This is a genomic window from Marinobacter sp. W-8 (genome assembly GCF_044342215.1).
Lineage (GTDB): Bacteria > Pseudomonadota > Gammaproteobacteria > Pseudomonadales > Oleiphilaceae > Marinobacter > Marinobacter nauticus.
Genome location: NZ_CP172297.1, coordinates 139,063 through 159,497, shown reverse-complemented (window position 1 = coordinate 159,497; position 20,435 = coordinate 139,063). Strand labels below are relative to the sequence as shown.

At 55.6% G+C, this 20,435-nt stretch carries 16 protein-coding genes and 1 tRNA gene; 6 read left to right on the top strand and 11 right to left on the bottom strand.

From position 1 onward, the window contains the following. Positions 1-8: 8 nt before the first annotated feature. Genes ACF8YQ_RS00665 through ACF8YQ_RS00655 form a run of 3 tightly spaced genes read right to left on the bottom strand, consistent with a single transcriptional unit; the run spans position 9 to position 5,778 of the window. Entirely contained in the window at positions 9-3,131 is a 3,123-nt protein-coding gene (locus ACF8YQ_RS00665) for an efflux RND transporter permease subunit (protein ID WP_278802198.1), read from the bottom strand. After that, entirely contained in the window at positions 3,131-4,498 is a 1,368-nt protein-coding gene (locus ACF8YQ_RS00660) for an efflux RND transporter periplasmic adaptor subunit (protein ID WP_396622301.1), read from the bottom strand. Before ACF8YQ_RS00660 ends, ACF8YQ_RS00665 begins: the two co-directional genes overlap by 1 nt. Positions 4,499-4,503: 5 nt before the next feature. Beyond that, entirely contained in the window at positions 4,504-5,778 is a 1,275-nt protein-coding gene (locus tag ACF8YQ_RS00655; protein WP_396622300.1) for a TolC family protein, read from the bottom strand. Between the two features lie 252 nt (positions 5,779-6,030). On the opposite strand from ACF8YQ_RS00655, the gene ACF8YQ_RS00650 reads away from it, so the two are divergent. Both ACF8YQ_RS00650 and ACF8YQ_RS00645 read left to right on the top strand, forming a co-directional pair. After that, positions 6,031-6,315 carry a hypothetical protein gene (locus tag ACF8YQ_RS00650; RefSeq protein ID WP_224850651.1) on the top strand — a complete coding sequence of 95 codons (285 nt, stop codon included), beginning with the start codon at positions 6,031-6,033 and terminating at the stop codon, positions 6,313-6,315. Positions 6,316-6,639: 324 nt separating this feature from the next. Continuing rightward, positions 6,640-6,795 carry a hypothetical protein gene (locus ACF8YQ_RS00645; RefSeq protein ID WP_014420109.1) on the top strand — a complete coding sequence of 52 codons (156 nt, stop codon included), beginning with the start codon at positions 6,640-6,642 and terminating at the stop codon, positions 6,793-6,795. Positions 6,796-6,845: 50 nt separating this feature from the next. Here ACF8YQ_RS00645 and ACF8YQ_RS00640 read toward each other — a convergent pair whose 3' ends face one another. The 7 genes from ACF8YQ_RS00640 to ACF8YQ_RS00610 all read right to left on the bottom strand — a co-directional run bounded on the left by ACF8YQ_RS00640 (position 6,846) and on the right by ACF8YQ_RS00610 (position 14,399). Further along, the gene (locus ACF8YQ_RS00640; RefSeq protein ID WP_396622299.1) at positions 6,846-9,206 is read right to left on the bottom strand and encodes a heavy metal translocating P-type ATPase; all 2,361 of its coding nucleotides are present in this window, start codon (positions 9,204-9,206) and stop codon (positions 6,846-6,848) included. Then, positions 9,199-9,426, bottom strand: a complete 228-nt coding sequence (locus ACF8YQ_RS00635) for a hypothetical protein (protein ID WP_022990675.1) — start codon at positions 9,424-9,426, stop codon at positions 9,199-9,201. Before ACF8YQ_RS00635 ends, ACF8YQ_RS00640 begins: the two co-directional genes overlap by 8 nt. A gap of 27 nt (positions 9,427-9,453) precedes the next feature. Further along, positions 9,454-10,809, bottom strand: coding sequence for an APC family permease (locus ACF8YQ_RS00630; RefSeq protein ID WP_396622298.1), 1,356 nt, complete (start codon positions 10,807-10,809; stop codon positions 9,454-9,456). Between the two features lie 11 nt (positions 10,810-10,820). After that, positions 10,821-11,174, bottom strand: a complete 354-nt coding sequence (locus tag ACF8YQ_RS00625; protein ID WP_219193901.1) for a hypothetical protein — start codon at positions 11,172-11,174, stop codon at positions 10,821-10,823. Between the two features lie 149 nt (positions 11,175-11,323). After that, complete coding sequence (locus ACF8YQ_RS00620) at positions 11,324-12,073, bottom strand: copper resistance protein B (protein WP_396622297.1); 750 nt, start codon at positions 12,071-12,073, stop codon at positions 11,324-11,326. Then, the gene (locus ACF8YQ_RS00615; RefSeq protein ID WP_396622296.1) at positions 12,070-13,779 is read right to left on the bottom strand and encodes a copper resistance system multicopper oxidase; all 1,710 of its coding nucleotides are present in this window, start codon (positions 13,777-13,779) and stop codon (positions 12,070-12,072) included. The genes ACF8YQ_RS00620 and ACF8YQ_RS00615 overlap by 4 nt, the downstream gene beginning before the upstream one ends. Positions 13,780-13,865: 86 nt before the next feature. Next, positions 13,866-14,399 (bottom strand): cupredoxin domain-containing protein, encoded by a 534-nt coding sequence (locus tag ACF8YQ_RS00610; RefSeq protein ID WP_396622295.1) that lies wholly within the window; start codon positions 14,397-14,399, stop codon positions 13,866-13,868. A gap of 199 nt (positions 14,400-14,598) precedes the next feature. Between ACF8YQ_RS00610 and ACF8YQ_RS00605 the strand changes: the two genes are divergently transcribed. Both ACF8YQ_RS00605 and ACF8YQ_RS00600 read left to right on the top strand, forming a co-directional pair. Continuing rightward, positions 14,599-15,264 carry a response regulator transcription factor gene (locus tag ACF8YQ_RS00605; protein ID WP_396622294.1) on the top strand — a complete coding sequence of 222 codons (666 nt, stop codon included), beginning with the start codon at positions 14,599-14,601 and terminating at the stop codon, positions 15,262-15,264. After that, entirely contained in the window at positions 15,251-16,579 is a 1,329-nt protein-coding gene (locus ACF8YQ_RS00600) for an ATP-binding protein (RefSeq protein ID WP_396622293.1), read from the top strand. The genes ACF8YQ_RS00605 and ACF8YQ_RS00600 overlap by 14 nt, the downstream gene beginning before the upstream one ends. Positions 16,580-16,609: 30 nt before the next feature. Here ACF8YQ_RS00600 and ACF8YQ_RS00595 read toward each other — a convergent pair. Then, positions 16,610-16,683: transfer RNA gene (locus tag ACF8YQ_RS00595), tRNA-Gly, on the bottom strand. 605 nt (positions 16,684-17,288) lie between these two features. On the opposite strand from ACF8YQ_RS00595, the gene ACF8YQ_RS00590 reads away from it, so the two are divergent. Together ACF8YQ_RS00590 and ACF8YQ_RS00585 are read left to right on the top strand one after the other, a co-directional pair. After that, positions 17,289-18,995, top strand: coding sequence for a type I restriction-modification system subunit M (locus tag ACF8YQ_RS00590; protein ID WP_396622292.1), 1,707 nt, complete (start codon positions 17,289-17,291; stop codon positions 18,993-18,995). Continuing rightward, positions 18,985-20,412, top strand: coding sequence for a restriction endonuclease subunit S (locus ACF8YQ_RS00585; RefSeq protein WP_396622291.1), 1,428 nt, complete (start codon positions 18,985-18,987; stop codon positions 20,410-20,412). The genes ACF8YQ_RS00590 and ACF8YQ_RS00585 overlap by 11 nt, the downstream gene beginning before the upstream one ends. Positions 20,413-20,435 lie beyond the last annotated feature (23 nt).

The following is a 20,435-nucleotide window of genomic DNA, read 5'->3' as shown; positions in this document are numbered from 1 at the left end:
GGTCAACATCAATCCTTCAAAGCTCTCTGCTTCCATAGATAAAACAGCACAGGAATCACCAGCAACGCCAGAATAACGGCAGATATCATGCCGCCAACCATCGGTGCCGCAATGCGCCCCATCACTTCCGAGCCAGTGCCGGTACCCACCATGATGGGCACCAGCCCCCCGATAATGGCTGCCGCTGTCATCATGATCGGCCGTACCCGCAAACCGGCACCGTGGAGCACCGAATGGCGAAGGGTTTCGCGCCTCGGAGTCAGGCCCTTCTCCTCGCAGGTTTCCAGCATGGCGGCATAGGACTGGTTCAGGTACACCAGCATGATCACGCCGATTTCCACGGCGACACCCGCCAGTGCAATGAACCCGACCCCTACAGCCACCGAGAAGTTGTAACCCAGCAGATACATCAGCCAGATGGCACCGATCATGGCAAAGGGCAGCGTGCCCATGATGATCCCGACCTCCGCGAAACGCCGGAAGTTCAGGAACAGCAATATCACAATGATCGCCAGGGTTAGGGGCACCACATAGGTGAGTTTTTCCTTGGCTCGCAGCATGTACTCGTACTGCCCGGACCAGGTCACCGAGTAGCCCGCGGGCAGGTCAAGCGCTTCGTTCACGGTGGCCATGGCCTGTTCGACGTAGCTACCGACATCAACCCCCTCAATATCGACAAAGGTCCAGCCGTTCAGCCGGGCGTTCTCACTCTTGATCGCCGGCGGACCGTCCTCCACACGGATATCAGCCACATCCGCCAGCGCAATCCGCTGGCCAGAGGCGGTCACAATCGGTAATTGCTCCAGCTTTTCCGGGGAATCCCGGTAATCCTCGGGGTAACGAAGATTCACGGGGTAACGCTCAAGCCCTTCGATAGTCCGGGAAACATTGATACCGCCAATTGCCGATGCCACCACCTGCTGAACATCTGCAATGTTCAGTCCGTAGCGTGCGGCGCGCTCGCGATCAATATCGACCTTGATGTAGCGGCCCCCGGCGACCCGCTCGGAGTAAACCGACGCTGTGCCGGGTATGTCCACCATGATTTCCTCAAGGCGTTTGCCAATACCCTGAATGGTAGCCAGGTCCGGCCCCGCCACCTTGATGCCGACCGGCGTCTTGATCCCCGTTGCCAGCATATCGATGCGGGTGATGATCGGCATCACCCAGGCATTGGTCAGGCCGGGGAACCGAATCAGATTGTTAAGCTCCTGCTTCAGTTTTTCCGTGGTCATGCCTTCCCGCCATTCGTCCCTTGGCTTGAGCTGGATAAAGGTCTCGATCATCGTCAACGGCGCCGGATCGGTTGCGGTATCGGCCCGGCCCACTTTACCGAAGACAGTTTCAACCTCGGGTACCGTGGCAATCAGCTTGTCCGTCTGCTGCAGCAGCTCCCGCGCCTTACCGATCGAGATGCCCGGATAGGTGGTGGGCATGTACATCAGATCGCCTTCATCCAGCGGCGGAATGAATTCACTGCCGATTCTGGTGGCAGGCCAGACACCAACAACCAGAGCCAGAACTGCCGCCAGCACAGTTGTTTTCGGGAAGCGAAGTACCAGCTTCAGAACCGGCATATAGGCACTGACCAGCAAACGGTTCACCGGATTCTTGTGCTCCGGCAGCACTTTGCCCCGGATGAAATATCCCATGAGCACCGGCACCAGGGTCACCGCCAGAGCGGCACTGGCTGCCATGGCATAGGTCTTGGTAAAGGCCAGGGGCGCAAACATCCGGCCTTCCTGTGCTTCCAGTGCGAAAACGGGCACAAAACTGACGGTAATGATCAGCAGGGAGAAAAACAGGGCAGGCCCGACCTCGGAAGCGGATCGGGTTACCACTTCCCACCGGTTTTCCGGCGTTAACGGCGTCCGCTCCATGTGTTTGTGCATGTTCTCGATCATAACAATGGCACCATCGATCATCGCCCCGATCGCAATGGCAATACCGCCCAGTGACATGATGTTGGCATTGATGCCCTGCCAGTGCATGACAATAAAGGCCGCCAGGATGCCCACCGGCAGGCTGAGAATCGCGACCAGCGAAGACCGCACGTGGAACAGGAAGACAATGCACACCAGACCCACCACCAGGAACTCTTCCAGCAGCTTGAAACCCAGGTTATTGACGGCCCGTTCGATCAGACCGGAGCGATCATAGACCGTTACCACCTCAACCCCCTCGGGCAGGCTGGATTTGAGGTCCTTTAGTTTGTCCTTGACGCCATTGATGGTCGCCTGGGCGTTCTCACCGAAGCGCATGACCACCACTCCGCCAACGGTCTCGCCCTCACCGTTCAGCTCAGCAACGCCGCGGCGCATCTGGGGGCCAACCTCAACAGTCGCCACGTCTTTAAGCAAAAGGGGCGTGCCATTGTCGTCCAGCCCCAGAGGGATCGAGAGCAGATCATCACGGGACTGGATGTAACCTGAGGTGCGCACCATATATTCCGCTTCAGCCATCTCGATCACGGACGCACCCACTTCCTGATTACCCCGTTTTATGGCGTTCTGGATATGGGCCAGCGGGATCCCCAGGGCGCGGAGTTTTTCCGGGCTGACCTTGACCTGATACTGTTTCACCATGCCGCCCAGGGCGGCCACCTCAGAAACACCGGGCACCGTTTGCAGCTCGTATTTCAGGAACCAGTCCTGCAGACTGCGCAGTTCGCTCAGGTCGTGATTTCCGGTGCGATCCACCAGGGCATAGAGATACACCCAGCCCACGCCAGTGGCATCGGGCCCAAGCTGGGGACGAGCCGAGTCCGGCAGGCTGGGCGCCACCTGGGAGAGATACTCCAGCACCCGCGAGCGCGCCCAGTACATGTCGGTGTCTTCATCGAAGATCACGTAGACGTAGGAATCCCCGAAGAACGAGTATCCCCTGACCGTTTTCGCACCTGGTACCGAGAGCATGGCGGTGGTCATCGGGTAGGTCACCTGATCTTCCACCACCTGCGGGGCCTGCCCCGGAAAGCTGGTTTTGATAATAACCTGGACATCCGACAGATCCGGTAAGGCATCCACCGGCGTTTGTTTCAGGGAATACAGGCCGAGCCCCGTGATCAGCAACGTGGCCAGCAACACCAGGAAGCGGTTACCAACCGACCAGCGAATAATGGCTGCAATCATCACTCGCCTCCGCCATGGTTCATGGTGCTGTGATCCATGGTGTCGTGCTCCATGGCATCCTGACTCATCGGGCTCTGGTCCATAGCGCCATGGTTCATAGCGCCGTGATCCATGCCTTCGTGATTCATGCCGCCGTCATCCCGGGTCTGAGGTGCCGACATCCGTTGGAAATCAGAGCTTTTGCTGGATTCTGAATCGATCAGGAACTGGGCCGATGTAACGACAGTATCACCAGGCATCAGGCCATCGAGTATTTCCGCATACTTTTCCCCCACGCGCCCAACGCTGACGTTTACCGACTTGAAAGCTCCCTCCTCCAGGGCCAGAACGAGGCGATCACTCTGGCCGGTGCGGATAACCGACTCCCGGGGCACCAGAAACTGCCGTTTTCCCCGCTCGCCCTGGACCTCCAGCCGGGCAAACATGCCCGGCATCAGGGCACCATCCTCGTTATCAAACCGCATCCGGACCCGGGCCGTCCGGGTTTTGGGGTTCACTTCCGGATAGACGTAATCCACACTGCCACGCCACTCACGGCCGGGCATGTAATCCAGGGTCATCTGCACCCGGTTGCCTGCCTCCACAGCCGAAAGCTGGCTTTCAAACACTTCACCGATCACCCAGACTTCATCGAGCGCAGCGATCGACAGAACCCGGTCTCCCGGTTTGATGAACATACCCTCGCGCACATTCAGGTTCTCAATCACACCCGAGCGGGGCGCGTAAACCGTCATCGTCCTCTGAATGTCCCGGCTCTGGTGTAACCGGCTGATCAGACTGGCCGGCACATTCAGCGCCGCCAGCCGCTCTGTAGCAGCCTCCACCAGTTTCTGGTTGCCACGGTTCATCGCCAACAGCAGCTCCTCCTGGGCATTCACCAGGGTGGGCGAATATAAGGTGTACAGCGGCTTGCCCTGTTCAACAGGCTCTCCCTCGGCTTTGACAAACAGCGTTTCAATCCAGCCATCAACCCGGGGATGAACGTGAACCATCTGGTCTTCATCGTAGGCCACATAGCCCACAGTGGTGATGTTATTGGGCAGCCGCCCCTGAATCACCGGCTCCGTGCGAACCCCCAGATTATTGACAACCGTCGGTGAGATACGGACCGTGCCCGCCGTATCGTCTGCCGATCCGCCGTCGTCATACACCGGAATCAGATCCATACCCATGGGTGATTTTCCCGGTTTGTCACTTTTGAAATTGGGGTCCATGGGAGCGACCCAGTACAGCGGTTTTTTTGAATCGGAGCTGGTCTGTTCTGCAGAAGATAGCGCGTGGGTGTCCGTTGCAAACCAGTAGGTGGCCACCGCACCGGCGAGACCGCCGAGCAACACAAAGCCCAGAGGGCGAACCAAGTTAGCCATGATGATCAGTCCTGATAACGGGTCATTGAAAAGGTAGGGATCTCGGAAGATTCAGCCGTCAGGTAGCGGAAGTTCGCCATATTCCCGGCCCGCTCGGCTTTCATCTGAATCAGTTCCACCTGGGCATTGAGCTCGGCAATTCGCGCGCGCACTGCCTCGGCGAAGTCGCCGTCGTCGTTGTTGTAGGCCGTCAGTGCCGCACTTGCCTGCGCTTCCATTTGTGGCAGAAGGGTCTTTTCATACAGCGCTATGCGCTCATCCAGGCGCTGAATTCTGACAACGGCAGCCCTGGCTTTGGCGCGAAGCCCACGGAGCTGCAGGATACGCTCGGTTTTCGCCGCCTCCAGTAGAGCCACATACGCGTTGAGTTTTCGGTCCTGACGGTTGCCGGTGAAAAGGGGCAGATCAAAGCCAATCCCCACGGAAAACAGATCGGCCCGGTCCTCGCCGTTCGGAGCCCGGTCCCGATATCCGTATTGGGCCGATATCGACCATTCCGGTTTGTAGGACTGGCGGGCCAGATCAACGTCAACACTCTGGGCTTCAATCAACTGATCGGTGGCGCGCACGGCAGGATGTCGGGGCAGTGAATCAGTAGCGGTTTCAGCCCAGGCAGAAGGGAGTTCTGCCAGCAGTTCGCGGGGGACATGGTCGGTGACGGCCAGCTGTGCCTGATTCAGACCAATCCACTCGGCCAACGCTTCCCGATTCGATGCCTGTTGCACCTGCAGTGCTGTCAGCCGGTCCTCAAGCCTCGTCAGCTCCAGCGAAGCCCGGATAACATCCTGCTGCCTGGACCCCATGGAGGCAGAGGTGTAGCCCGCCTCAGCAACATCTTCCAATTGCTCAAACAAGCCTCTGTTGCTTTCAATCAATCGGATACTCTGCTCGGAGCGCCAGACCCCCAGCCAGAGTTGCGTGACGGTTTCCGCCACCTGTGCCCGACGATTCTCGCGCATGAACGGGTGAACCCCGGCCATCTCCTCTTTTCTGGCACTTGCCAGCTGACGGCTGTTGCCACGTGGAATTCGCTGGGTAAGACCGACGGTAGCCTGAGTCATGGCCTCCTGGCCCATATCAAAAGTATCTGTGGGCAGATTCGCGGCACCGATGGTCATTCTCGGATCCGGCAGGGCGCCATCGGCAATCGATTCTTCCAGAAGCGCATCCTGAATCTGGACACTCTGGCGAAGCCAGGGATCGTTCTCGGTAGCAACATCAATAGCATCAGATAACTCAAGCCTGAGCTCGGCGAAGCTGGGCAGACTGGAAAAAATCAAAGCACCTAGAACAACGGGTTTTACGAGGTGGGGAAGAAAGGACAACGCGACATCTCCATCAATTGTTTTCCTCCCGCGATCTTATTTTATTTATCTGAAACCAAACTGAATAAATGAAAAAACCAAAAAATTGACTTTTATCAATACCGACCATCCTGATTAAAAATTATTTTTTCAAACAAAATTTTATTTCAGGATAAATTCAGGAATCAATGTTTTCATAAACTCACCAACTAACCTGGAGGTGTATTTATGAAACGCATGATCGCGTTAATCGCAGCATTCACTATTTCCACATCCCTCTTTGCAGGCAACATATCAGATGAAAAAGACATGAAGAGCATGGATGGAAAAAACATAAATAATTCATCGTTTGAAGACGTACTTAAGAATGAAGACATGCAACGTCTGCATAGAGAAATGACACGCTATTCCATGTCGGAGTCGGGTTTTGAAGCTCGCAAAAAAATGATGAACAAACAAGGGCGTGCCTACCACGAGGCTCTGAAAGAAAAGCGAAAAAATACCGCAGGGTGACCCTGCGGCAAAACTTACTAGTGGAGACGCAAACTCTTTCTGGCTCGATTTCCTGAGCCAGCCAACACCGAGCTCAAGAGCAAGTACATCATAGAAAACTGAAACGTAACTGAATCATCAGATAACTTTAAACTACAGGATATTATTATGAATAAATCAGTCTTGGCAGTTTCAATCACCTTATTCTTTTCCACTATAGCGACGGCTAATACTGGCTTGGCAGACAGGATAAATGAAACTCGCAGTTACCCTGATATAACTGGAAGCAGACTTACCCATGACGCATCACCTGGTGGCAATAATCCGGATATGATAGGAGAAGAGATGAAAGGCATGATCAGTCCGGATATGAAAAAGATGATGACGATGATGTCGTCTATGTCCGAGCGTGAGTTGAATATGATGCATGAGGCTCACATACAGATGATCAGGGAACGGGCTAACGCGCGCCACTCCGACCACCACAGCCGGGATCAGTAAGCGGTATTATCAACGGCCTCAGAGATAGCACTCTGAGGCCGATCACCTATTTACTGTTGAGGCCCGAGCTTGATCACCCGCAGCCGCAGCGCATTCACAATCACGCTGACCGAGGACAGGGACATGGCCGCCGCTGCAAAGATCGGCGACAGCAGTATGCCGAAAAACGGATACAAGACCCCGGCCGCTATCGGAACGCCAGCGGAGTTGTAGACGAAGGCGAAGAACAGATTCTGCCGGATATTGCGCATGGTCGCCATCGACAAATGGCGAGCTTCCACAATACCCATCAAGTCACCGCGAAGCAGGGTAATGCCAGCACTTTCAATAGCCACATCGGTGCCGGTGCCCATGGCGACACCCACATCCGCCGTGGCCAGCGCAGGCGCGTCGTTCACGCCGTCGCCCGCCATCACGACAACCCGACCTTCGCCCTTCAGGCGCTGAACAATCTTACCCTTGTCTTCCGGCAGCACTTCCGCTTCCACTTCGTCGATATGCAGCTTGCGGGCAACAGCCTCGGCTGACGTGCGGTTATCGCCGGTCAGCATGACTACCCGTATGCCGTCCTTCTGCAGGGCGGTGATGGCGGCTTCGGTGGTTTCCTTGACCGGATCGGCTATCGCGAGCAAGCCTGCGACGTTGCCGTCGACGGCCGCAAAAATCACCGTAGCGCCGTCTTTCCGGAGCTGGTCGGCCTCGCCGTCATATTTTCCGGTGTCGACATTCTCGGACTCCATCAGGAGTCGATTGCCGAGGAGTACCCGCTTGCCATCGATTCGACCGGTGACCCCTTTTCCGTTAGGCGAATCAAAGTCCTCTGCATCCGGGAGCTCCAGATCCATACCCTTGGCTTTATCGAGGATGGCGTGGGCCAATGGATGCTCGCTGCCCTTTTCCAGACCTCCGGCATAGCGCATCAGATCGTTGTCACTGAATCCGTTTGCCGCGACAAGTCGGGTAACCTGCGGCTTGCCCTCTGTCAGCGTACCGGTTTTATCCACCACCACGGTGTCTACCTTTTCCATGCGTTCCAGCGCTTCGGCATCCCGGATCAGCACACCACTCTGGGCACCGCGTCCAACCCCAACCATGATAGACATGGGTGTTGCCAGCCCGAGTGCGCATGGGCAGGCAATGATCAGAACGCTAACGGCAGCAATCAGGCCGAAGGCCATGGGCGGCGTGGGACCAAAAACAGACCATGCGATGAAGGCGATGATCGCAATCAAGATGACTGCCGGCACGAAGTAAGCGGCAACCTTGTCTGCAAGCCCCTGAATCGGCGCCCGGCTGCGTTGCGCACTGGCCACCATCTGAACGATCTGGGACAGCATGGTATCGCGGCCAACCTTGTCGGCGCGCATGATGAAACTGCCCTGCTGGTTAATACTGCCGCCGATCACCTGGTCGCCGGATTTCTTGCTGACGGCCAGAGGCTCCCCGGTCACCATGGACTCATCCACGTTGGAACTGCCTTCGAGCACTTCGCCGTCCAACGGCACCTTGTCGCCGGGGCGCACCCGCAGACGGTCACCAACCTTGACCTGATCCAACGACACATCGGATTCGCTGCCATCGTCATCCAACTTCCTGGCTGTCGCAGGCGCCAGATCCAACAAAGCCTTGATGGCGCCGGAGGTTTTCTCTCTGGCACGCAGTTCCAGCACCTGACCAAGCAATACCAGCACAACGATGACGGCCGCCGCCTCAAAATACACCGCCACCGAGCCGTCTTCCTGCCGAAAGGCACCCGGGAATATCTGTGGCGCTAACGTGGCCACCAGGCTGTAGATCAGCGCCACGCCAGTACCAATGGCGATAAGAGTAAACATGTTCAGGTTACAGCTAACGACGGATTTCCAACCCCGGACGAAGAAGGGCCAACCGCACCAGAGCACCACCGGCGTTGCCAGCACCATCTGAATCCAGTTGGACGTCTGAGGAGCAACAATGTGATCAAGCCCGGTCAGGTGCCCGCCCATTTCCAGGAGAAAGACCGGTAACGTCAGTACCAGGCCAATCCAGAAGCGGCGAGTCATGTCCCTGAGTTCTTCCGAAGGCCCGTCATCCAGGCTCACCTGCTCGGGCTCCAGGGCCATTCCACAGATGGGACAGTCCCCCAGCCCTTGCTGGCGAATCTCCGGATGCATGGGGCAGGTGTACATGGTGCCCGGCGCTACTGGCTCTTGCGGCTTCTTTTCCTCACCGAGATACTGTTCTGGGTCCTCATCAAACTTGGTCTGGCAGCGTGACGAGCAGAAGTACCAGGTTTTACCACCGTGCTGGCTGCGATGTTCCGCGGTATGCGGATCTACCGTCATCCCGCAGACCGGATCCTTGACGGTGTGTTCGCCGGCTTCTTTATCGCTGTGATGATCGTGGTGATGGGCGTGATGATGCTCAGCCATTTTGGTCTCCTGTTTTATCGGCGGGCCAGTCTGCAAATGCAATGAAATACAACAGAACCAGATTGACGATAGGGATCAGTATCAGCACACCCATCCATCCCGGATACCCCGTGCGCTGGCAAATACGCCAGGCCGGAATGACGACCACAATGGCAATCACCAGCATCCACAGCCAGTGGCCTGCCCACATGGTGTTCCCGAACATGTTATCTCCCATCATGGCAATAGCCCCTCTTCCTGATTCTGGTTAATGGTGATGATGCGCATGACTCTCTTCCTGTTTCGCTTGCGCGGATTCTGGCGATCTTTTCAGGAAAATCTGCTCGGAAACTGCAATCACAATCATGGTGACCACTGCCACGCCAATGACGAACGGGTCCGTATTCAGTTTTACCCAAACAAAGCCGCCCAGAGCCAAAAGATCCAACACGATGGCTGTGGCTGGCACCCAGGTGTTGGCTTTGATGTCTTTGCGTAGATAGCGCAGCACACCCCAGTGAATGGCAATATCCATAATCAGGTAAAACACGATACCCAACGCGGCAATTCGTGACAGGTCGAAGAAGGCGGTGAGGATCAGCCCCAGGACAACGGTATACACCAGTGTGTGTTTCTGAATGCTGCCGGGCATGCCGAAATGCCGGTGAGGGACCAGTTTCATCTCCGTCAGCATCGCCAACATGCGGGACACAGCGAAAATGCTGGCCAGAATACCGCCCGCCGTGGCCATCATGGCAATAGCGACGGTAAACCAGACGCCGTATTCTCCCAGAGCGGGACGCGCAGCCGCCGCGAGGGAGTAATCCTGCGTTTCGATGATCTCAGCAAGTGACAGATTGCTGGCGACGGCGAATCCTACCAACGTGTAGATCACGACGCAGGCAGCAATGGAGATAACGATGGCGCGCCCGACATTTCGCTTTGGGTTGATTACTTCCGAACCACTGTTGGTAATGGTCGTAAAGCCTTTGAACGCCAAAATGCCCAACGCGGTCGCACCCAGGAAGTTGCCCAGCGCTCCGGCTTCACCAGGCTCCGAAAAATCAACCGAGATTGAGTCGGCAATCCAGACCCCGACCAAACCGAAAATCAGTATGCCGCCGATTTTCAGAATCCCGATAAAGGAAGCCACCCCCTGAATCATTCGATTGCCCAGCAGGTTGATCAGAAAGGCCGTCAGAATCAGCCCCACGCCGAGAATGGGCACTATGCGGCCACTGTCATCCCCGCCGAATAGTTGCATGGTGTAAGAGCCAAAGGTCCGGGCCAGGAAACTCTGAGCGATCACCATGGAGAAGTACATCAAGAGAGCATTGAAAGCCGTTGGCAGTCGGTTTCCGTATGCCTTGTGCAGGTACATGCCGATACCGCCGGCGGACGAGTAAGCATTGGAGATCTTGATGTAGGAATAGGCGCTGAAGCTCACAATCACCGCCGCAGCGAGAAAGGCCAGCGGGAAAAGCACACCGGTCATCTGGGCCATCTGCCCGGTCAGCGCGAAAATACCGGCGCCAATCATGACGCCGGTACCCAGCATGACCGTCCCTGGTAAAGTGAGACTGCCTTCCTGGTAGCGAGTGGTCCGGTCTTCCTCCCTGCTCATTGAACCTCCTGTTATTTTTTCATGGGTGGAATCTTGGAACAGCAGAACGGCTCATGCTTGGCATTGGCCCGCACGTTATCGTCGGTAAACCGGTACCAGGCCAGCTTGCGCCGGGCCCACCATCCGGACTTCAATCGACCACCGTAGGCCTGGATTACTTCCAGTAGTTCATCGACGGTCCAGTGGCTTCCGTCGTACGCCACCTGTAACAGACCATTCTTCTTACGTTCCGCGAAATCAACACACGGGTGGTGGTTAAGATCGTGAATGAGATCCTCCCACCGGGTTTCTTCAAGCCCCTCGATAGCCACTTTCCGGCGCAACAAAAACTGCTCCTGATTGGTTGCTTTGTGTGCTTTGGTCATCAGTGACATCTCCCCTTCAGGTCGTTTCACCTCCCAGCAGAACACGTAAAACTGAACTCTTACTGAAAAAACAGCGGGCTTTAGCAAGATTTAAGTTGCATCAAATACCGCACTAAAAAGGCCATGAGTTGTCCCATGGCCCATCAACATCAGAAAGCGATCCGGGCGCCGATCACGGCAAACCAGTCTTCCGTACTTCCAGCAGCGGTCTCAGCCAGATCAGCGGTATCACCGTATTTCCGCTCATGCACCACGCCGAAATAGGGTGAGATGGCACGGTCAATAAGGTCATAGCTCAGCCGCAGGCCTGTTTCCGTAGAAACCAGTCCTTTGCCGATACCGATCTCCTCGTCCTCGCTGAATGCCACGGTTGCATCCAGTGTTGCTGTCAGAATCCAGTGGTTGGTGAACAGCAGTTCGTACTCTGCATCCAGCGCGGCCGAGGTATCACCCTCTTTGCTTACATACAGGCTGGCATCGATCTCGAACCACTGCGGCGCCAGTCCAGTAACACCGAAAACAGCGTAGGTGCGGTCCGGGCCCTCCGGCGTATCGAAACGAACACCTGCTTTGGCATCAAAGAACCTGGAAACGGGGATCTGACCTACCAGCTGATGTTCCAGCGTTTCATAGGCCTGCTCCTCAATCTCGTATTCGCCCGCCGAGAGCAGCCGCACTTTGAAATCATCCGTACCGTAGAAGGCATCGGCGTTCCAGACGCCCAGTTCCTCATCGTCATCACTGTATCGGTATTCAAGTTCTTCAAACTGAATACCCCAGGTTGTCAGCGGTTGCTTGCGGCCAGAGGTATCTGCAATCATTCCCTGTGCCGCGGCCATCGCCGGCAATACAAGGAAGACCAACAAACTGACGGCCCCAGAGAATCGCACCCCACTCATGCCTCACCTCCATCTTCAACCATCGCCCCTGTTTTCGCCTGCTGCGAATCTGGGCCCCCCTCGACGATGACTTTTCGGAACATACCGGCAGCTGCGTGATAGGACAGATGGCAGTGGAATGCCCACTGGCCCGGTTCATCGACCTCCGTTTCCATATACACCGTGGTACCCGGGTTCACGTTAATGGTGTGTTTGATCGGGTTCCACTGACCGGCGCCCACGTCAAGAATCGACCACATGCCGTGCAGATGCATGGGGTGCGTCATCATGGTTTCATTGACGAACTTGAACCGGACGCGCTCCCCGTATTTGAGACGAATCGGATCAGCCTCTTCATACTTAACGCCATTAATGCTCCAGCTGTAACGTTCCATATTGCCGGTCAGGCGGAGCTCAATTTCCCGGGTCGGTTCACGCTCCTCGTATAACGGATTCTGCGCCCTCAGATCGGCATAGGAGAGGAACTTACCGCCATTGGCCGCGGTCGGCACAAGGCCACTGCCTCTGGCGTAAAACGGATCATTTTGAGCCTGGTTATCCATCATCATGGAGCCATGATCCATGCCAGACATGCCGGAGTGATCCATCCCCGACATCGACGAGTGGTCCATGCCGGCCATATCGTCCGAGCTGCCCATATCCATATTTCCATGATCCATACCATGCATATTCCCCATATCCGCCATGGTCAGGCGGGCAGGTTCTCGCAGTGGCGGCACGGCCGCTTCCATTCCCGCTTCAGGAGCCAGTGTTGCCCGGGCGTATCCGGAACGCCCCATGGATTCGGCGAAGATGGTGTAGGCCAGTTCATCTCTCGGGCGCACGATCACGTCATAGGTTTCCGCGACGCCGATGCGGAATTCGTCCACCGTCACCGGTTGCACGTTATTGCCATCCGCCTGCACCACCGTCATATCCAGGCCCGGAATCCGGACATCGAAATAGGTCATGGCGGAGGAATTAATGAACCGCAGCCGAATGCGTTCACCCGGCTCAAACAACCCCGTCCAGTTCTGCTCCGGGCCTTTGCCGTTAATCAGGCCCGTAAACCCCTGGAGATCCTCTACATCCGCTTTCATCATGCGCATATCACCCCAGGCCAGGCGATCCCGGACGGTGTTCCAGAACCCCTGTTCGGAGCTATCGGAGAAAAACTCACCAACGGTCTGCTGTTTACGGTTGTAGTAGTCCGGCATCATTTTCAGGTTGCGCATGATTCGATCGCCGGAATGCGGATGCTTGTCCGTTAGTTGGACCACGTATTCCCGGTCGTACCGGAAGGGTTCCCGGCCTTCAGGTTCGATCACGATCGCACCGTAGGCACCATCCGGCTCCTGAAAGCCGGAGTGGCTGTGAAACCAGTAGGTCCCAGCCTGCTGAATGGGAAACTCGTAGGTAAAGGTCTCACCCGGTTTGATACCCGGGAAACTGATACCTGGCACGCCATCCTGTTGATAGGGCAGGATAAGCCCGTGCCAGTGGATGGAGGTCATTTCATCAAGGTTATTCTTCACATTGATCCGGACAGTCTCACCTTCCTTGAATCTCAGTACCGGCCCGGGAGACTTGCCGTTGTAGCCGATGCCCTGCTTTACAAAATCACCGGTATCTATCTCTACGCGATCAACCGTCAGGTCGTACTCGCCAGCCAACGCCAGTGCGGGCATCAGCAGGCACAGCACTACTGCACCCAAGCGAATGTTCATGTGTTTTACTCCAAACGCACTTTATCGGGGCTGACAGGAGGGTGTAGCGTCAGCCCATAACGTCATGGTTAAAGCCATCTACCGGCTTATTCGAAATTCACGTCACCGTACATGCCAGACTGGTAGTGCCCTGGTACGTTACATGCGAATTCGATATTGCCCTGGTTGGCAAACGTCCAGACCACTTCCCGGCTCTGGCCCGGCTCCAGCAGGACGCTGTTGGGATCCTCATGTTTCATCGAGTGGCCGTTGCCCATGTCCATGTTCATCATGTCATGATTCAACTTGTTACCCTGGATCACGCCATGCTCGACCATCATTCTCATTTCTTTCTGGTGGGCCTCATGCATACCCGGAGTCCCGATGTTGAACTCGTGCACAAGGTTGCCCTTGTTCTGCACCACAAACCGAACGGTTTCGCCCGGCTTCACACGGATTTCTTCGGGTTCGTAGTAGTTGTCGTGCATTTCAACCGTTATGATCCGGCTGGCTTCTGAGGCTTTTCCCGGTTCGCCAATGGAAGCACCATGGCCGTGACCACCGCCATGGGTGCCAGCCGCAAACGCCGATACCGACATCGAAAAAGCCAGGCCGGCCACAATCAGGTTTGATGCATTCATCCGTTTGTCTCCTGTGGAATAATGGTTTTGAGAACACGGCTGATTCGTACCGAATCTTGAGCAATGTCCAGAATCAGTCGACACTTTCTCTCACCAACCTGAATTCTTTCTGAAAAACGGGCACTTTCTTGCGTTCAGGCACAATTCAGGTTGATCGACGACACTAGCGGCTGAAACAAGCACCGTTAAGGACGGATACATGCGTTTATTGCTCGTTGAAGACGACCGTTTGCTGGCCGAGGGGCTGGTCAGACAGCTGGAAAAAGCGGGGTTTAGCATCGACCACACGTCCAGTGCCCGTGAGGCCCAGATTCTGGGGGAGCAGGAGGATTATCGCGCCGCTGTTCTCGATCTCGGCCTGCCGGATGGCAACGGGCTGGAGGTTTTGAAACGATGGCGATCGAAGCTCGTCGAGTGCCCGGTATTGGTCCTCACCGCCAGAGGCGACTGGCAGGACAAGGTCAATGGACTGAAAGCCGGGGCGGATGACTATCTGGCAAAACCGTTCCAGACGGAAGAACTGATCGCCCGCATCAATGCACTCATACGCCGCAGCGAAGGACGAGTGCACGCCCAGGTTAAAGCCGGTGGCTTCGAACTGGACGAAAATCGCCAGAGCCTGCGGACAGACGAAGGAGCAGAACACGCCCTGACGGGTACTGAGTTCCGCCTGCTACGATGCCTGATGAGCCGTCCGGGCCACATTTTTTCCAAGGAACAGCTCATGGAGCAGCTATACAACCTGGATGAGAACCCCAGCGAAAACGTGATTGAGGCGTATATTCGGCGCTTGAGAAAGCTGGTCGGCAACGAAACGATCACCACACGCCGTGGCCAGGGATACATGTTCAATGCCCAACGTTAAAAGGCCAGCATCCGTCAAAGGCATGCTGCTGGTGTTATTGCTGCCCGCCGGCATTGCTCTGATGGGCGTAGCCTGGTTTGTCCACGGCCTGCTGCTGGATCGAATGTCCCGGGAATTCCTGGAAAGCCGCCTTAAAGACGAAGCCGCCTTTCTGGAGCACCAGATTCGCGAGGTCGGCGGTCAAGTCGAAACCCTGCAGACCGGTGATTACTTCCAGGATGTCTTCCATCATGCCTTCGCCATACGCACGCCCGATCGAGTCATCGTATCGCCAAAGGCCTGGGAATCCTTGCTGACGCCACTGATCCACCGTGAGCAGAATGGCTTGCTTCGTTTTGAGGGCCATCAGACGCCAAATCATCCGTCCGATATCCTGGCATTCCGTCACGCTTTTCAGGTGAACGGGGCACCGATCGTGGTGGTTGTATCCGAGGATCTGGCGGCCCTGGAGCGCAGTCAGGCGGAATTGCACGCCTGGACAGCCGTGGTGTCGGTGTTGTTGATCGCACTTCTGGTTGCCGTCATCTGGTTTGGCATCACGCTCGCCCTGCGGCCAGTGGTGACACTGAAAGCGGCGTTAAAACGATTGCAGGATGGCGAGATTTCCCGGATCAATGCTCCGTCACCCGAAGAATTTCAGCCGCTTGTGATGCAGCTGAACCAGTTGCTTGACTCCCTCGACAAGCGGCTGGAGCGTTCCCGGGATGCGCTCGCAAATCTGTCACACAGCGTCAAAACGCCCATCGCAGCGGTCCGGCAGATACTGGAGGATATGGATCGCCCATTATCAGGTGACTTAAGGCGGCAAATGGCAGCCCGCCTGAGTGATATCGACAAGCAATTGGAAGCGGAAATGCGCCGCAGTCGCTTTGCCGGGCCCCAGGTCGGGAAAAGCGCTTATCCCGTCAAACAGGCGCGGGATCTTTTGTGGATGCTGGGGCGGCTGTATCCGGAAAAATCCTTCGAACTATCAAGCTCACTGCCGGAAGACACCCGCTGGCCGATAGAGGAGCATGACTTGAATGAAGTGCTAGGCAACCTGCTCGATAATGCCGGCAAATGGTCGTCGCGGTGCGTAGAACTCTCGCTGAAACAAGACAACAACAGCAGACAAATCGTTGTTTCTGATGATGGTCCTGGAGTCAATGGCGACGACTTGTCCAGTCTGGGTCAACGAGGGCTGCGACTTGACGAGCAGACCCCTGGCCACGGTCTGGGCCTCGCGATTGTCCGGGAGATCGTCGCTCGCTATGAGGGCAACATTAGTTTTTCGACGGGTCCCGGCAGCGGCTTGCGCGTAACCATCGAGTTTTAAGGGACACTCGCCTGTGTGCGGGTATCGGTTTGGAGCGGGCGATGGGAATCGAACCCACGTCGTAGGCTTGGGAAGCCTCTGCTCTACCATTGAGCTACACCCGCATAGGCTCTAGCCCTTGCAGCACAAGGCTTAGAGGTAGCTATGGCTGTCTAATAAAAACCGGCAAAGCGTCTCGTAAGTGCCTGTTTTTACGTTGTCAGTGACAATTATATTAGACACGTTTTCGGGCCTTGCGCAAGCCAGATTCAAGTCCTCCAGTTAGCTCACTCTCTCTTCCCCCACAGGCGCTTTCACCACCGCTTAACTTCACGCAGGGGAGGCATTTCGGAGATGGCCCTAGAAGTAGGCGTACCTCTGCAGTAAGGGGAACGTTCAATGGCATTCCCGCCACAAGCGCCGTGGCAAAGCATAGAGCACAATCACGGCCCATGACTCATCCTTGCTCACCAACCACGACCAGCATGAGCATCACTCAAAGCCCCGGAGATGCCGCCTAGCAGGCCTTACTCGAAACACCTAGGCGAACCCATAGCCTTACCCAAATTGGCCACCAAGGACGCCTGAAGGCCCGAATCCGACAAGACAAGCTTGCCCCCTTAAACTCGTGCCACTGATGCCCCCCACCCAGCGCTAGACATGACATGTGCGCTGAGTGTTATACACTCTCAGCCGCACTAATCGATTCGCCCCACCCCAGAGGGACAGTATGAACAACACGGAACAGCAATTCCTTGACGACCTTGACGATAAGCTCTGGAAAGCCGCTGACAAACTGCGCTCCAATCTCGACGCGGCCAATTACAAGCACGTAGTGCTGGGTCTAATCTTCCTCAAGTACGTTTCCGATGCCTTCGAGGAACGTCAGGAAGCCCTTCTGGAGCTGTTCCAGAGCGATGACGAAGAGAACATCTACTACCTGCCTCGCGACGACTTCGACAGCGATGATGATTACCAGCAGGCGCTACAAGACGAGCTGGAGGTGCTCGACTATTACCGGGAAGCAAACGTCTTTTGGGTACCCAAGGCGGCTCGGTGGAACACGCTGAAAGAAAAGGCCGTACTGCCCGTGGGCACGGTGCTTTGGCAGGATGACGCTGGCAATGACGTAAAGCTGCGCTCCGTGTCGTGGCTCATCGACAACGCGCTTGAGGAGATCGAGCGCAGCAACAAGAAGCTCAAGGGCATCCTGAATCGCATCAGCCAGTACCAGCTGGATAACGACAAGTTGCTCGGCCTAATCAATACGTTCTCAGACACCTCCTTCACTAAGCCGTTGTACAACGGTGAGCGCCTGAACCTGCACAGCAAGGACATCCTCGGCCATGTTTACGAATACTTCCTTGGCGAATTTGCACTGGCTGAAGGCAAACAGGGTGGCCAATACTACACACCGAAAAGCATCGTCACTCTGATCGTAGAAATGCTTGAGCCCTATAGCGGTCGAGTCTATGACCCCGCCATGGGGTCCGGGGGGTTCTTCGTCTCCAGCGACAAGTTCATTGAGGAGCACGCCAAAGAGCAACACTACGACCCCGCTGAACAGAAAAAGCACATCTCTGTATACGGTCAGGAGTCCAACCCGACCACTTGGCGTTTGGCTGCCATGAACATGGCGATCCGGGGCATCGACTTCAACTTCGGCGAGATTCCCGCCGACACGTTCCTAAACGATAGGCACCCTGACTTGCGGGCTGACTTTGTCATGGCCAACCCCCCCTTTAACATCAAAGACTGGTGGAACGAGTCACTAGCTAATGACGCTCGCTGGAAGTACGGCACACCTCCTAAAAGCAACGCTAACTTCGCATGGATGCAGCACATGCTATACCACCTTGCTCCGACAGGGAGCATGGCACTGCTGTTAGCCAACGGGTCTATGAGTTCCAACACCAACAACGAGGGTGAGATTCGCAAACGGCTCATCAAGGAGGATTTGGTGGAGTGTATGGTCGCTCTTCCGGGCCAGCTGTTCACCAACACCCAGATCCCGGCCTGTATATGGTTCATGACCAAGGATAAGTCTGGGAAGGACGGAAAGAAGCGTGACCGCCGCGATGAGATTTTGTTCATCGACGCACGCAGCCTTGGTTTCATGAAGGACCGCGTACTGCGTGACTTCACCGTTGGCGACGTTCAAAGGGTCGCAGACACTTTCCACGCTTGGCAGTTGGGCGATGGGTATGAGGATCTGGCAGGGTTCTGCGCGTCTGTTGACATCCAGCAGATTGAAAAGCATGACTTCGTGCTAACGCCGGGCCGCTACGTCGGCGCAATGGATCAGAAAGATGATGGCGAGCCTTTTGTTGAAAAGATGATGCGACTAACCGATCAGCTACGAGAGCAGTTTGCCGAGAGCGACCGGCTGGAGACCGAAATTAAGCGGAATTTTCGGAGGCTAGGGTATGAGCTCTGAGTGGCGGCAGGTATCTCTAAAGGATGTGTTAGCGACGATAATAGACTACCGAGGCAAAACCCCCCCAAAATCGAAGGGCGGAGTTCCCGTATTAACTGCCGCAAACGTAAAAGGTGGTCGTGTGATCACGGAAAAGGTTTCGTTTATATCGCAAGAAACCTACGACAAAGTGACAACCAGAGGATTGCCCCAAGAAGGAGATATCCTCATAACAACTGAGGCCCCGGTAGGCGAGGTCGCCCCGTTTCCCAATGACCGAACCTATCATATTACACGTCGCATCATGGCGCTTCGATGCGACACGAAAATCGCCGATCCCAACTTCTTACTTTACACCCTACTTGGCGAAGGGTGCCAACAGCAATTGAGAAATCGCACTCGCGGGTCAACCGTACCCCGAGTCCTTAAAACCGATATAACAAACCTCAATTTTCTTTTACCACCTCTAGCCACCCAAAAGGTCATCGGCGGTTTTTTGTCCTCTTTAGACAAAAAAATACAGCTTAACCAACAGATCAACCAAACCCTCGAAAAGATGGCGCATGCGATCTTCAAGAGCTGGTTTGTGGACTTCGACCCAGTCAAAGCGAAGATTGAAGCACTAGATGCAGGTTGCACTGATGGTGATGTCCAGCTAGCTGCCATACGAGCAATCACGGGCAAGGACGCGGAGCAGCTGTCCCAGATGGAGGACGAGCACCCCGAGCAGTACGCTGAGTTACTTGCCACTGCCGAACTGTTCCCCTCGGCCATGCGTGACAGCGAGCTCGGTGAAATACCGGAAGAGTGGGATGCGCAGGCTCTGTCGCGCATGGTCGACCTAATCGGGGGCGGCACGCCAAAGAAATCAGAGCCCAACTATTGGGGTGGCGATATCTGTTGGTTTTCAGTTAAAGACGCTCCGCGTGGAGGTAACGTGTTTGTCGTCGATACAGAGGACAAGATTACTGAAGCAGGGCTGAGCGGTAGCTCTGCCAAGCTATTGCCTCTTGGCACAACGATTATCACAGCGAGAGGAACTGTCGGAAAGCTTGCCCTCACCGGTATCGCTACTGCCATGAACCAGTCGTGTTACGGCGTAGTCGGGAGTGACGGTACCGGCCCATACTTAAACTATCTGAGACTATATCGCGCTGTAGACACGCTGAAGCGAAACACTCACGGGGCGGTATTCGATACGATAACTCGGACCACCTTTGAGACCGTCATACAAGCTCAAGCCCCTCTTGAATTAAGACGGCGGTTCGAGGAGAGGATCACGCCAGTTTTTGAGATGATCAAAAAAAACCTCTATCAGATCAAAACTCTAACTGATTTGCGCGACGCACTCCTACCCAGATTGCTCTCAGGTGAACTCACCCCGCTGAACACCGATGAGCCACCGCTCCAGCCACAACGAGGAGTGGCTCATGTATAGCTCCAACCGATACCCCCAATGTT